At 39.5% G+C, this 14,461-nt stretch carries 15 protein-coding genes; 8 read left to right on the top strand and 7 right to left on the bottom strand.

Going from position 1 to position 14,461, the window contains the following annotated elements:
* Positions 1–290 precede the first annotated feature (290 nt).
* Positions 291–761, top strand: coding sequence for a hypothetical protein (locus tag ACM0OS_RS25295; protein WP_414545936.1), 471 nt, complete (start codon positions 291–293; stop codon positions 759–761).
* Between the two features lie 345 nt (positions 762–1,106).
* A complete protein-coding gene (locus tag ACM0OS_RS25290; protein WP_414545935.1) occupies positions 1,107–2,765 on the top strand; it encodes a metallophosphoesterase in 1,659 nt (552 codons plus the stop codon).
* Between the two features lie 188 nt (positions 2,766–2,953).
* Here ACM0OS_RS25290 and ACM0OS_RS25285 read toward each other — a convergent pair whose 3' ends face one another.
* Positions 2,954–3,799, bottom strand: a complete 846-nt coding sequence (locus ACM0OS_RS25285) for a metal ABC transporter permease (RefSeq protein ID WP_414545934.1) — start codon at positions 3,797–3,799, stop codon at positions 2,954–2,956.
* Between the two features lie 45 nt (positions 3,800–3,844).
* A complete protein-coding gene (locus ACM0OS_RS25280) occupies positions 3,845–4,657 on the bottom strand; it encodes a metal ABC transporter ATP-binding protein (protein ID WP_414545933.1) in 813 nt (270 codons plus the stop codon).
* A gap of 96 nt (positions 4,658–4,753) precedes the next feature.
* Here ACM0OS_RS25280 and ACM0OS_RS25275 point away from each other — a divergent pair, with 96 nt between their 5' ends.
* Positions 4,754–5,731: a metal ABC transporter substrate-binding protein gene (locus ACM0OS_RS25275; RefSeq protein ID WP_414545932.1), complete on the top strand. Its 978-nt coding sequence runs from the start codon at positions 4,754–4,756 to the stop codon at positions 5,729–5,731.
* Positions 5,732–6,031: 300 nt separating this feature from the next.
* Positions 6,032–6,361, top strand: coding sequence for a hypothetical protein (locus tag ACM0OS_RS25270; RefSeq protein ID WP_414545931.1), 330 nt, complete (start codon positions 6,032–6,034; stop codon positions 6,359–6,361).
* Between the two features lie 130 nt (positions 6,362–6,491).
* Here ACM0OS_RS25270 and ACM0OS_RS25265 read toward each other — a convergent pair whose 3' ends face one another.
* Positions 6,492–7,373 (bottom strand): phosphodiester glycosidase family protein, encoded by an 882-nt coding sequence (locus tag ACM0OS_RS25265; RefSeq protein ID WP_414545930.1) that lies wholly within the window; start codon positions 7,371–7,373, stop codon positions 6,492–6,494.
* Positions 7,374–7,994: 621 nt separating this feature from the next.
* Between ACM0OS_RS25265 and ACM0OS_RS25260 the strand changes: the two genes are divergently transcribed.
* Complete coding sequence (locus ACM0OS_RS25260) at positions 7,995–9,341, top strand: GTP-binding protein (RefSeq protein WP_414545929.1); 1,347 nt, start codon at positions 7,995–7,997, stop codon at positions 9,339–9,341.
* Positions 9,342–9,735: 394 nt separating this feature from the next.
* The gene (locus ACM0OS_RS25255; protein ID WP_414545928.1) at positions 9,736–10,005 is read left to right on the top strand and encodes a Calvin cycle protein CP12; all 270 of its coding nucleotides are present in this window, start codon (positions 9,736–9,738) and stop codon (positions 10,003–10,005) included.
* On the opposite strand, the gene ACM0OS_RS25250 is transcribed toward ACM0OS_RS25255, so the two are convergent.
* Both ACM0OS_RS25250 and ACM0OS_RS25245 read right to left on the bottom strand, forming a co-directional pair.
* Positions 10,002–10,817 (bottom strand): TlyA family RNA methyltransferase, encoded by an 816-nt coding sequence (locus tag ACM0OS_RS25250; RefSeq protein WP_414545927.1) that lies wholly within the window; start codon positions 10,815–10,817, stop codon positions 10,002–10,004. The two genes, ACM0OS_RS25255 and ACM0OS_RS25250, sit on opposite strands and share 4 nt — an antisense overlap.
* Complete coding sequence (locus ACM0OS_RS25245) at positions 10,818–11,252, bottom strand: DUF29 family protein (protein ID WP_414545926.1); 435 nt, start codon at positions 11,250–11,252, stop codon at positions 10,818–10,820. It abuts the gene before it with no gap.
* Between the two features lie 193 nt (positions 11,253–11,445).
* Here ACM0OS_RS25245 and ACM0OS_RS25240 point away from each other — a divergent pair, with 193 nt between their 5' ends.
* Positions 11,446–11,721, top strand: coding sequence for a hypothetical protein (locus ACM0OS_RS25240; protein ID WP_414545925.1), 276 nt, complete (start codon positions 11,446–11,448; stop codon positions 11,719–11,721).
* Positions 11,718–12,086, top strand: a complete 369-nt coding sequence (locus tag ACM0OS_RS25235) for a clan AA aspartic protease (protein WP_414545924.1) — start codon at positions 11,718–11,720, stop codon at positions 12,084–12,086. Before ACM0OS_RS25240 ends, ACM0OS_RS25235 begins: the two co-directional genes overlap by 4 nt.
* Before the next feature lie 123 nt (positions 12,087–12,209).
* On the opposite strand, the gene ACM0OS_RS25230 is transcribed toward ACM0OS_RS25235, so the two are convergent.
* Both ACM0OS_RS25230 and ACM0OS_RS25225 read right to left on the bottom strand, forming a co-directional pair.
* On the bottom strand, positions 12,210–12,965 hold the full coding sequence (locus ACM0OS_RS25230) for a hypothetical protein (RefSeq protein WP_414545923.1): 756 nt from the start codon (positions 12,963–12,965) through the stop codon (positions 12,210–12,212).
* A 55-nt stretch (positions 12,966–13,020) separates the two neighbouring features.
* Entirely contained in the window at positions 13,021–14,370 is a 1,350-nt protein-coding gene (locus tag ACM0OS_RS25225) for a WG repeat-containing protein (protein WP_414545922.1), read from the bottom strand.
* Positions 14,371–14,461 lie beyond the last annotated feature (91 nt).

The raw sequence follows: 14,461 nt of genomic DNA, 5'->3' as shown, positions 1-14,461 counted from the left end.
CTTTAGATTCTTCTGATTCCTTGTGTCAAGCCTGATTGAGATGCTCTTACCCTGGGGAAAGGATGGAGAGAGGTTATGCTACCGTCCCGCGCATCTCCTGATATTGATAGTTTGTTTAGTTTGCAGATATTTCACGCCTAAAAAAGAAACTGCTAATTCAAAAATTCAGGAATTACTTTCTAAATACGTCTTACAAGTGGATAGGTTAAAGGTAAACACAATCTTTTCCAAATCCCAACAATACTAAACAATTGCACACGTGAAGTAACAAAAAAAAGGAATCAAATACTATGGCAGTAACAGACGCAATCAAAATTGATGTAAATCAAACTGTAGACCAATTAATTCATCTGGTAACATATGATAAAAAGTATGTTATTGAAGTGGCCAATAAAACTAATTATACTCTCCAACGTGTAGGTGCTTACAATGATTCAGAAAATTGGCCTCTTAGTGATATTGCTCAACGTGAGCTAGCAGTTGGACAATTTGATTGTAATTCTTTTTCTTTTGCTGTTAACTATCAAATAGAAGGTGGATCTGGTTTTATCCAATTGGCAGCTTCATGGCCTATAATTGGTAGAAGAAAAATTGATGTCGGCAGTATTAACCAAGATGGGCTTAACCCAGCACAAACAGTTTGGAATAAGATGGATGACTCAAATGATAAGTCTTGTTCTAATGACTCTGTAAAAGTTCGTGCATTCATTAAAGAACAAGGTAAAACCATCATTTGGTTCTACGAAATAACCCAAAATTAATTGTTGCTTTTGGTTGGTATTTCTAAGACAAATTAAAATTAGTTTAGGCTTCAACTTATTTCATAGAAATATATTTATTGAAGCCTAACTAACAAGTCCATCAAAGCAAAAATAGCCTCACCTATATCTTCCATTTACACCCCAGAAGGATGAGGCTATAAAAATAAGGCTTACTTGAGCAGGCTAAGATTAGTCTGCGCAGTCGATTTGCGGACTTGGTTTGTCTAGCCCCAGACTTTTAGTCTGTCCGTGTTGCCAGAGCATGGGCATTTTTTCTTGTAAATATCAGAGAAAAGATAGGGTTTATCCGTTAGCAATTCGTGAAAAAACAATAGGATCAATTCAATGTCTAAAAGCAAAATTGTTGTACTAAGCGATATTCATATTGGGACAAATGCGCCAACTGTTTGGTATCAAAAAGACTTGCATGAGCCTTATTTGGTAACAGTTTTAGATTGGGTAATTAATAATGCTTCTTCTGTTAAAGAACTAATTTTATTAGGAGATATAATCGATTTTTGGACTTATCCTCCCCATGAAGAACCGCCTAGCTTCGATGCTATTATGGCTGCTAACCCAAATCTTTTTGGTGCCGATGGCAAGCTCAGTGAAGTCATGACTGCGCTTGAAGGTAAAGTCACTTATGTACGTGGTAACCACGACATGACCATTACCCAGGAAGATTTAGACAAAATTCAAAATCCTCAAGGCTACAAAATTAAATTGTCGCCTGGGGATATTTACTATCCTCTGGTTGAAAACAAGAAAATTGTTTGCACTCATGGGCATATTTATACAATGTTTAATGCGCCATTCTATGATAGTAATCCAATAGCACCATTACCCTTGGGTCAATTTATTACTCGTGCAGTTGCTTTTATGCGGAGCCAGCAACTTAAGCCAGGTGAAACTGTAGCTGACTTAAAAGATTCAGGAGATCCAGGTGGTTGGGATATATTCCCTGGAATAGTAGAAGAAATCAAAAAGGTAATTCCCGATTTACTCAGTGGTTCAAATCCTCAAGTATCACTTTCTGGACTGATTCTTGATGTTATTGCTAGGTCAACTCAAATGAGTGAAACGCAGACAATAAAACTAGCACATGGCCAAGAAACTACTCTCCAAGAAGGTAAAAGTATTTATGCAAATTTATGGACTCAATGGAAAAATAAAGAAGGTAAATCAGATGCTATTAAGGCAATCGTAGCCGATATAAACCTACATGATGTTTATCTGGCCTGGTTTGCTCAAAAACTTGCTCACCAACAAAGTGCAGAACTTGTTGTCATGGGACACACCCATAAACCTATTTCTGGAATTAAGGATTTTCCCATTCAGTATGTCAATACTGGATTTAATTGTCCATCCAAACCAGATATGGGCAAAAAACATCCAACTTTTGTGCAAATCGATGTTGAAAAATCTCAGGGAGAAATATGGCAAATTATCAAAGAAAAAGATACATATAAGGTTGATACTTGCTTTGTTGAGCCTATTGATAATAAAGCAAAAATAAACATGGGTCAATATGAAATTGAATTGACAATTGATCCTATCGAGAATTTAGATTTAATTCTCAAACTTTTAACCTATGATAAAAATTACATTATGGAAGTAGTAAATAAAACCAAGTATAATCTTAAATACTCTGGTGTTAAAAATGATTCAGGAATTTGGACTCTACGAGATATTCCAGCTAGGACAAGTCTTCAAGAAATAGTAGAAGAAACTAGCACAGTTAATACATTTTCTTTCGGAGCTAACTATCAAGTTGAAGGTGGTTCCGGGTTTATACAATTTTCTGCTTCTTGGCCTACAATTGGCAGGAGAAAAATCAACGTTGGCAATATAAATCAAAGTGGTGATGAACCAGCCAAAAAAGTGTGGGATAATATGAACGACGCCAATGATAAGTCTTGCTCTAATGATTCTGTGAAAGTTCGTGCTTTTCTTAAAGAAGAAGGTAAGACAATCATCTGGTTCTATGAAGTGAGTGAAAAATAATTAGCAACCGTCACTAATTTCTAAGCTAGCAAAATCTTCCCCCATCAAATCAAACACCTGAACTGTAGCGCGATCGCACTCTACCACCAAACGTGAGAATAATGCGATCGCTAGGATTAATCTAAAAATTAGTATATTTGCTGGTTATGCCAAAAAATGAACGAACCAGGAGATGTGAGGTAAAAAATCTATGTTTTCTTCCTATTTGGGATCAAAACACCATGCCTGGGACTAAATAATAATGCTAAAAGAAATAATCCTGATGCAACTAACACTATCGCCGGGCCAGAGGGTAAATTATAAAAGTAGCTGAGGTACATACCACTAATACTAGAAATTACACCAACCAATGCCCCTAAAATCATCACTTCATGTAAGCGCTTGACTAAAAGATAAGCTGTTGCTCCCGGTGTAATTAACAGTGACAATACTAAAATGACACCTACAGTTTTCATACTGGCAACAATTGTTAAAGCAATCAGCAGCATCAAACCAAAATTTAATTTATTGACTGGCAAACCTGCGGCTTGAGCGCCTAAGGGATCAAAGGTGTAAAATAAAAGTTCTTTATATAATAAAACAATAACTATTAAAACTAAGGCTGCAATAATAGCTGTGTCTCGAACTTCATCACTGGTAACACCGAGAATATTACCAAACAGAAAGTGATTCAGGTCGATTTTTTGAGTTTTTTGAACAACAGTAATTAAGGTAATACCCAGGGCAAAAAAAGCCGAAAAAACTATGCCCATTGCGGCATCTTCCTTGATAGGCGATCGCGTTTTAATCCAGGCGATGGCCATTGTACTGATAATCCCGGCAATTAAGGCCCCTATATATATATTTGCTCCCACCATAAAGGCGATCGCTAGTCCTGGCAATACAGAATGACTGATAGCATCACCCAGTAAGGCTAGTCTTTGCACCATCAAGTAACTGCCCACAACGGCACACAGCAAGCCAACTATAATGGCAATGATCAGCGATCGCTGCATAAAGCCATATTGCAATGGCTCAATTAATGCTTCTAGCATAGAAATTTATTGGATAATCCGCTCAGGCAAAAATTAATATCTATTTTACGCAGCATCAGAAAAATACATTACCTGACCGTTATAAGCACGATATAAATTTTCTTTGGTCAGCACTTGTTGTCGTCCACCTGTGGCGATTAATTCACAATTGAGTAAAATTAAATCATCAAAGTGAGTAATTGATTCGCCTAAATCGTGGTTAACTACCAACACAATTTTACCAGCAGTGGCGAGTTCATGAAAGACTTCAAAAATGATAAATTGCGTTTTTTGATCAATGCCTACCAACGGTTCATCAAAACAGAAAATATCTGCTTGTTGTGTCAATGCTTTAGCTAAAAATACCCGTTGTTGTTGTCCCCCGGATAATTCACCAATGGGACGATCACGGTATTCAAACATACCCACTCTTTTGAGGGCGTTTTTGGTTTCTTGGCGACTAACCGCTGAAAAGCTCCGCAACCAACCTGTTTTTTTGACTCGTCCCATCATTACCACGTCCCAAACTGTCGCCGGATAAGTCCAATCAATTTGGCTACGCTGGGGGATATATGCAACTTTCTCTAATTGTTGCATTAATGGTTTTTCCTGATAGAGTACTGAACCACTACTTAAAGGAACCAAACCCAACATGGCTTTCATTAAGGTACTTTTTCCCGCACCATTAGGGCCAAAAATCCCTGTGATCTTTCCTGGTTTGACAATACAGTTAATGTCTGTTAAGGCTGCTTGTGTCCGGTAATGCACTCCTACATGGGCAATATTAATGCTGGCATTTGTGGGTGTTGGGATATCTTTCATAGAGTAAACAGGAGCAAGACTTGACTCAGCTTGGAAGGGAAAATTAACACTTCTCATGGGCTTTTGGCGGCAATTTGTCATAAAAAATGAAAAGATTATGAGAATAATGTAACCTGAAAATGAGAAAAATATGAAATTCAGTGTAACAAGTCCATGAATGGGAAAACTCGGTCAAAAGCTGGATACTTATGGCAAACATTGGTAGGAGTTATGTTAGGACTATCCATCAATGGATGTACCCAGGTAGACTCTAACCGCATTGCGCCTGGGGCTGATGGTCAACCACTAGTAGTGGCGACTAATACCATCATTGCTGATTTGGCTGAAGAAATTGGGGGCGATGAAATTCAACTAACTAGTCTACTGAAACCAGGAGTAGATCCCCACGTTTACGAACCAACACCAGCTGATAGCAGAACTTTAGAAACAGCCGATTTGATTTTGTATAACGGCTACAACCTAGAACCAGGAATCATTAAATTAATGAATGCTGCGGGAAGTGAAGCAAGAAAGTTAGCCGTAGGGGAAGTTGTTCCACCCTTAAAACTAGACGCAAGCCAAGGACAAAATACCCCCGATCCTCACGTTTGGGGTAATGCGGAGAATGCGATCGCAATGGTCAATGCCATCCGAGATGCTTTAATTGAATTATCTCCCGCAGACCAAGCAGAATTTACCCAAAGAGCATCACACCTAACTAGTGAATTACAGCAGTTGCACAGTTGGATAAATCAACAGATACAAACTATTCCCCCCGCACAACGCCAACTCGTCACCACCCATGATGCTTTTCAATATTATGGGCAAGCTTACGGCATTGCCATGGCCGGGACTTTAATTGGTATTAGCACCGAAGAACAACCCAGCGCCCAAACAGTACAGCGATTGGTGGAGTCAATTAAAAAATCAGATGTACCTGCAATCTTTGCCGAAACTACAATTAACCCTGCTTTAATCAAAACTGTTGCTCAAGAAGCAGGTGTACAGTTAGCACCGCGCGAATTATACTCTGATTCCATTGGTGAACCTGGAAGTGAAGGTGATTCCTACATCAAAATGATGGCAGCAAATACTCGCACCATAGTAGAAGCATTAGGTGGAAAATATACACCTTTTAAATCTGCTAATTAAATTTAGTTTCTATCTTCAGTAAGAGGTGATTTAACACTTTTCATGTGCTGGATATCCAGATTCATGATTATTTGTCAATTGTGAGAAAATTCCCTCGAAAGCCTTGAGGTTTTATAGCATTTGCAGTAAAGGTTCGGACATCAATTTAGCAGAGAAACCAAATACCAAAAGACTTTCAAAGCTATTCCCTGTTCCTGGTTATCTAATCTCATCGCAAACTCTTACTTGGGAAGGAACTCATTTTGTCTGTATTTTTCTAAATTAGTCTTAGTTAATGTAGAAATTTTAATTTTTCTAACCATGAATAAAGAACAAGAAAATCAAATTAACCAACCAGTTAGTAAAGATTGGCATTCACGCCAAGAACCAACAGCTAAGGAAAAAAACTTAACAGCCAATCCAGGCGATCGCATTGACGAACAACCACAATCAGTTGAAGAGAAAGCCAAACAAGTCGCTGTAGATTCACCAGATATTACAGGTGACCACATTACCGTACCAACTTATTTCGTTGTGGATGAGCCTGATGGCGAGAAAAAAGCACTTCACCATGTTAAAGACGCTGAAGAGATTTCTGATGTAATTCGGGAAGCCAGAGTAGATGAAAACGGTAATCGTACATGGTGGTAATTTCTTACATCGCAAATATAGAGGCGTAGGCAATGGCGTTTCTATTTTGCCATTTTTGGTGAATCTAAATGTTGTGGAGATGAAACCACAGATACTATCTGTGGTTACTTTTTTGTCAAATTGAATTTAATTATTTTTCTTGAATTAGTAAAACTGACTTGACGGGACGCTTCACAGGATTTCCTTCCGCATTCATCCTCCCGTAAACAGTTTTGCCATTGTAATACAAGGAAGAAGAACTACCTCCATCCAAATTCATGGCTTTTTGGGCGCCAAGTGTTTTCATAAAATCCGCCAGTCCTGGTAAAGTCATCCCAGAAACAGAAGTTGCAGGCTTTTGCGTTACCATGACCAAAACAATACTGCCATCATTAGTAATGCCTATGGCAGTTCTGGCATTTGGTTGTTGACTACCCAATGCATCTCTTCCTTGGGTACGATCCACAAAGCCTTCCTGTACAGATTTGAGTTCTGGTAACAAACTTGGGCCCGCACCCATCGCATCAATTAACTTACAACCTACTGGTGCAGCATCATTGTGGAGGGCAATATCATAACGGATAGTTTGCCCACATTCATAGCGACGAAATTCTGAGCGATTGAAAATTTGGCTGAGATAAGGCTTTAAGTTGGGATTATTCACCAGCCGTTCGTTTTGTTTAGGGTCAGCAGCAATTTCACCAGCAAGTACAACATAGGATGTAGATTTTTGATTAGCTGGGTCAAAAAAACCAGCATTTAAGATGGCGATCGCTTGATGATTGTCAGCAAATTCCTCTATAGTTTTTAGTGTTGTTGATAATGCAGGTGTTACCAAAAATCTGCTATTAGAGGGTATCCATAAAATATGAACTATGCTTTCAGGCAAAGTGCGTTGCTCGTAGCGAATATTTTTTTGTGGCAATGGTGTAGTATTCGCTACTACTGACGATACGGTGGGTGTTGAGGAACGTAAACCAAACCATATTCCCCAACTAATTAGCATTAAACCCAGTAATCCAATTTTTTTCACTGATTTTCCTCGGTTCTCTACATCTGATAAATGTTTAATTCATTTTTTATCAAAACTTTATTTAACTAACCATGTGTAAAAAGTATAATAATTTCTTGTCGATACCTTGGTAATTTAAATAAGTTTTCTCCATAATTCACTGCAATATCAATGGTCTGAATTCTGATTTAAATTTCATTCATAGGTTAAAATTTTATGTTTTTAAATTTAAAATCCCGACTAAAAAGTATTGGCTCATACAATTATGAAAAACTTTTTCCCGGTAACAGCCAAGTTATTATTTTATCCGGATTTTTGATCACTCTATTAATTGTGATCTTCAAGACTTTCCCATCTTTAATATTCCCCTTATTCAAGGTAATCGAAGGCTCGCACCATCCTACATCAATTCCTTGGATAGAAGAGGAATATCAATGTCAACATACTGGCAGAAGTTGGGATGAAAACAAGTGTTGGGATAATGAACATGATCCTCTATTCTGAGTTTAGTCATTGCTTTGATCCCATCTCCCCATCTTTGAGGATGTTGGCGACTTGAAAAACCCGCCCTAATAAATGAGAAATTAGATCAAAATGAATATATAGCCTGTTGTTTGTCCAACCTTGAATTAACTCAATTCCGTGCGTAATCTGCAAGAAAGTCATTTAAACCGCGCCCGTGCTAGTCTTAGACAAGCTTTGTCTTGGTATGGATACCTCCGTAAGTCAGGACAGTTTGCATCAAACCCTGAATTAGCAGGTTTGGTAAAACCAGAATTAGATGCTTTGAACTCCACACTCAATAAACTAGACTCGAATGTCATCAGGATTGCTGTCTTTGGTTTGGTGAGTCGAGGTAAGTCAGCCGTGTTAAATGCCTTACTGGGAGACAAAATTTTGCAAACTGGCCCGCTTAATGGTGTCACTCAATGGCCGCGTTCTGTCAGGTGGCAACCAGGTGGTAAGGTACTAGTAGAATTAATTGATACTCCTGGTTTAGATGAAATTGCTGGTGAAGCGCGGGCGCAAATGGCGCGAGAAGTGACACGTCAAGCTGATTTAATTTTGTTTGTCGTCTCAGGGGATATTACTCGGACTGAGTATCGAGCATTACTAGAGTTGCGTCAGGCACAAAAGCCACTGATTTTGGTATTTAACAAGATAGACCTTTATCCGGATACCGATAGGTCAGCAATTTATGATAACTTGCAACAACTGGGTGCAGGAAATCCCCAAGCACAGCCTTTATTACCGGATGAAATTGTCATGGTGGCGGCGGAACCAGCACCAATGGAAGTGCGTGTTGAGTGGCCTGATGGTCGTGTCAGCTATGAATGGGAGACACCACAACCCCAAGTAGATGAACTTAAACAGACAATTTTGCAGATCCTCAATCGAGAAGGGCGATCGCTTCTAGCTTTAAATGCACTGATTCAAGCACGGGATGCAGAAGCGGCGATCGCCCAAAAAACCATCGACTTACGCGAAAAAGAAGCCGAAGATATTATTTGGAAATTTACTAAATATAAAGCTTTGGCGGTAGGGCTAAATCCTGTCGCTGTCTTAGATGTAATTTGCGGTACCATTGCCGATTTAGCTTTAATTCGTTCGCTATCACGGTTATATGGTTTACCCATGACAAGCTATGAAGCCAGTAAAATTTTAAAGACAATTTTTTTGAGTTCTGGTGGCTTGCTCTTGGGGGAATTAGGTAGTAGTTTGTTTTTAGGTTTTGGTAAGAGTACCGCTGCTCTCACTAGTGGTGATAACCCTACAAATATTACTGCCTATGCTGGCACTGCGATCGCTCAAGGGGGAATTGCTGCTTATGGTGCATATACCGTAGGTAAAGCGGCTCAAGTATATTTAGAAAAAGGTTGTACTTGGGGGCAATTAGGAGCTAGTACAGTAATTCAAGAAATTCTCTCTCAAGTTGACCAAAATACAATTCTGTATCGATTGCAACAAGAATTAGGCACAAAGTATTAATAAAAACTAAAAAATAATAGCTCAATTATTGCTATTTAAAAATTTCTATCAAATTCTGCTGACAATGGGTTGAAATTGCCAATTTCCGATGCAAAATTAGGAAAATGACCTAATAAAAAATGAGGGTGAAAATTTGGCGTTTCATCCTGAATTTTGACGGAACCAATCATGGATGGGGTCTTCTCCCCTGCTCCCGTCCACTGAGCGTAGCCGAAGTGCTGCTCCCCGCTCCCCTGCCTCTTTTGTCGGTGTTCACTACCAGACTCTTTCGAGAAGTCTCACTAAACTGGAAGTAGTAGTCCTCATAGACTGCCTGTAGAGGCTAGGGACTAGGGACTCAATACTCAGCAATCAGCACTTAAAAAAACCTCACTCAACCAAAGGTGAAAATATCATGACAACATCCCTAGAAGTCCTTCAAGCCGCTGTTAACTCTGGGAAAACAACTCTTCAAGAAGCCATCTTAGAAGCCATCGTAGAAGCTCGTCAAACCTGCGAAGTAGACGGTGACAATTCGGCTGGCTGTGCAGTGGCTTGGGATATTGTGGAAGAATTACAAGCTGAAAAAGCTCATCAAAAGCAGTCAAAACAACGCAAAACTGCTTTAGAAAGCTATTGTGATACTCATCCTGAAGCAATAGAATGTCTCATCTACGATGTTTAATCTCGTAACTCAGACATTGCTGATTGTGTTACTTGCTTAATTGCATCTAAATCAGGCGGTGGTGTTACGCTATCCATTCTTAACCAGAGAAGATATTCAATATTCCCAGCCGGGCCAGTAATGGGCGACCAAGTTAAGCCGTTGTATTGCCATCCTAACTCGTGAGCTACTTGCAATACCTGGAAAATGGCATCAGCTTGGTCATGAGGATCGCGGACAACGCCTTTTTTACCTACACGGGATTTTCCCACTTCAAATTGTGGCTTGACTAGCAATACTGCATCCCTGGGAGATTGAGTTAATCGCCATACAGCAGGCAAAATCTTGGTTAAGGATATAAACGATACATCCACCACCGCCAGATCAGGTATCTGGTCACCCTCACCATACAACTCATCGGGTGTGAGATTACGTAAATTGGTGCGTTCTCGTAAAATTACCCGTGAATCATTTCTTAAACCCCAATCAACTTGTCCGTAACCAACATCAATTCCGTAAACTTTTGTGGCTCCAGCTTGCAGAAGACAATCGGTAAAACCACCTGTAGAAATACCACCATCTAAACAAATGCGTTCTGCTACAGGAATTGTAAATAATTCCAAAGCTTTAGCGAGTTTTTCACCCCCGCGAGAAACGAAGCGCGATCGCTCTTTAATTTTAATTTGCGCTGCAATATCAACTTCCGTCCCAGCTTTATCAATTACTTGCTGATTTACAGTCACTTCCCCCGCCTGAATTAATCGCTGTGCTAAGGCGCGAGAAGGACATAAATTTAACTCTACTAATAATGTATCGAGTCGCTGTTTAGCCAATTAACTAGACTCTCCTGGTAAGATTAAAGTCAAAGCACGATTGATAATTTCTTCTCGGTTAACCAGCTTTTCTAATTCTTCGGCTTCATAACGACCTTCTTCTACTTCTAAGGAAGCCTCATTACTGGCATTTAAATAGGCTTCTGCTAAGATTTCTAACAATTCTTCTGGCGCGAGATAATAGCCTCCAGCTTTACGACGCTTATTTTCCCGCTGAATTTCCAGAACCGAATTCCGAATAGAGACTTCCCAAGAGCGAGTCGTGCGATTTTCAGCTTGTTGTTTAATCAAATGCAACAGCAAAATCACTGCATAGCTACGAATCGTTTTGATTATGTCATTTCGGCTCATTTCTGTTAATTCTTCAACAATAACCAACGCTCCTGTAACATCGCCCTTAACAAGCAAGTCTTTCAGAGTGAATAATTCTTCCATGATCAGCGCCTCAAACCGGCAACTTCTATTGTGGATCTTATAGTGGTTCTAGTCCATATAAGATAAGCTAATACCTTTAATTTTTGAGCGATCGCACTATTAGCCAATCTAATTCAACTCTCCAGTTTACAATAAACGCTAGAGAAGTTTTTCCTTCCTAACCAGTAGTCTAAGACTATGGAGGAGATATTACATGGCATTACGACAACCTCGTTACAGTAAAGAAGAATTTGCTCGTCGCGGTGATGAAATCTACGACTCTCAAGTGCGCCCACAAGTCGAAGCAAATAATTATGGCAAAATTGTTGCAATCGACATCGAGACAGGTGGCTGGGAAATCGATACTGATGAAATCAATGCCTCAAAGCGTCTTGAAACTCGCTACCCAGATGCACAAATCTGGTTTGTGCGTGTTGGCTCTCGCTATGTCCGTCGGTTTGGGGCTGGTCGCATCCACAAAACAAAATGATTATTGGAAGTGTGAATGCTGACTACGAGCCAATTATCGTTCTACGTATTTGTGGTGCTGATGCTAAAGTACATGAGCAAACCGCCATTGTTGATACAGGTTTTAACGGTTGGTTATCCTTACCGCCAGATTTCATTGCTGAATTAAAGCTACCCTGGAAAAGGCGAGGACGAGCAATTCTGGGAGATGGTAGTGAATGTGTGTTTGATGTATATGAAGCTATTGTTGTCTGGGATGAGCAATTACTAACCATTCCAATTGATGAAGCTGAGTCAGATCCACTTGTCGGTATGTCACTGATGGAAGGTTACAGATTAATGGTAGAGGCAATTGCAGGCGGCGTTGTAAAACTTGAGAAATTATGAGCAGTATAATGAGCAAATAAGCGGTTGAGAGCGACGATCGCAAATCAATATATTATTACTCAGCACTGAGAACTTTCAAATCAGTTAGAGCTTGTTTAAACTTCTTAAACGTTCTAAAGTTGATTATTTCGTCCATGTCCGCCATTTATTGCGATCGCTAGGATCAAATTTAATATTTTTTTCCCAAGCTAATAATGCTTCTTCATCATTTCCCATCTCGTCTAATGTTAAAGCTTTTGCACCCCATCCCCAACCATCCTTGGGATGAAGTTCGGTGTATCTTTCAATAACTTCTATCAGTCGTTCATGCGATCCACCGTGTACAAAAGATAGCATTAAATTTGCAATTAGCGATCGCCATAAAAAGTGATTATAACGATTAATAGGATCGAGTTTAATTGCTTTTTCAAAAGCGGATATTGTTTCTACACAGTTCCCTAAATTTTCTACTTTGTTTAAAGTCCATGCTTTCCGTTCCCATGACCAGGCGCTTTTAGGATCTAGTTTGATTGCTCTGTCGTAGTTCTTTAGTGCTGATATGGGTGAGGATTTTTCCAGCACTAGACCTGTCAATTGAAATATTACTGCTGGTTTGTAGATTAGATAAAAAAGACCAACAACTAGCAAAGACAATGCTGTGTACCAAATATCAAATAAATACCAAGCAATCTGAGAGAATTCCTCGGAAATTCCCAAACCAAGCGTGACAGCAGCAGGTACAAAAGAGACTAAAGCATATATCGAGCAGTTAATCAGTACTATCAAAAATGCAATGCCACTGCGATTTTGTAGCCTGGATAGTAGCCAGACAGCAATAATTCGATAGCCATCTAATGGCGAAATTGGCAGCAAGTTCAACAGGGCTATGATGAACTGCAAATTAATAAAAACTACAATAAATGCAGAGAACCAGTGCGGCCAGTTCCAGGCAAGACTAAAATGAAATACAGGAACTAATAGCAAATAATCCAAAAAGTATATTAGCGATGGGGCCTGCTAATGCAGATAAGATGATACTGTATAGAGGATTGTTATATCGACGCGCATTGAAGCTTAAATAACCACCACCCCAAGACGCTACAATTGCACGTCCAAAGTCATGACAGCTAATACCAACAATCCACAACAAGCACGCCATCAGTGAAGTCAGCAGTTTAATCCTAGCTGGATAGAACTTGCTAAGTGAATCAGGGGTAATTTGTTGTGGAAATATTTTACCCTCACGATTAATGTAAAGAGATTCGTTGCGGCTTTCTTGTCCAACCCTACTCTGACTAACTTCAGCAACTCCGTAGCGGTCTAATGGTTCACACCCAATAAATTGAGGTTGAATGGCAAATTTACCAGTTTCATCGATATATCCACACTTATCATTTTTGCCAACAACTGCAAGCCCATTGGAAAACCGATATCGCGCTACATCACTGGGTGCAAGCTGCTGGGCATGCGTTTTAAAGTTTGACCTCAATAACTCAACTTCAGCAGTAGTATTAGGTGAAGGAAGGGAACCGAGATTTGGGTCAAACTCTGGTTTAACGGCAACCTTACCAGTTTTGTCAATAAAGCCTATCTTGCCATTAGAGACTACTAAAGCACGTTCTTCAAAGAGGCTATCGGCATAATCGAATTGCGGACTGACAATGAACTTGCCTGTTTTGTCAATGTAGCCCCATTTTTTATCTACTAGGACTGCTGCTAATCCTTTTGAGAAGCTTCGACAGCCATCAAATTGTAGTTTGATAACAACTTTTCCTTGTTTATCCTGAAAACCGCATTTATTCCAAGATAAAAATTTATATTCAGAGGTTGCTACCACAGGAGAGACATCCTGTCCTTGCTGTTTAGCCCGCAACGGTATCTCAATAATGGCAAGTTCTTCCTGAAACTCCTTAGCTAACTTAGGTGGATTGTAGAAGTCGCCGACTAGCCGCCCTGATTTATCCCAATAGATATTGGGATCACCGATTAGCTGCTTTGATTCATTTACAGAAATCAAGTCGAGTTTTGCTATCCCTTGAAAAAACTGAATAAAAGACTTGTCTACAGGCTGGATTATCCATTTGCCTTCTGGATTTATTACGCCCCAAAGACCATTCGCTTGAACAGTTGCTACACCACCAGAAAATTGCTGAACTCTATCGTATTGGTAGGGAATTACTAATGTCCCACTCTGATTAATAAATCCCCATTTGCCGTTGAGTTTGACACCTGCCAAGCCTTCTGAAAAAGAACTTGATGACCAATTGAAATCATCTGTATAAGGAGAACTTGACTTACCAACCATCTCGTACTGTGGAGAAATGCTTATCTGCCCTTGAAGGCAGGGTAAGCTCATCTAATTTGGTATAGAGAAAACTTGACATAACAAAGAAAAT

The organism is Nostoc sp. CCY0012, from assembly GCF_963920855.1.
In the GTDB taxonomy this organism is placed as follows: Bacteria; Cyanobacteriota; Cyanobacteriia; order Cyanobacteriales; family Nostocaceae; genus Cyanocohniella.
The sequence above is the reverse complement of the archived record's forward strand: the minus strand, read 5'-3'. Positions and strand labels throughout refer to the sequence as shown.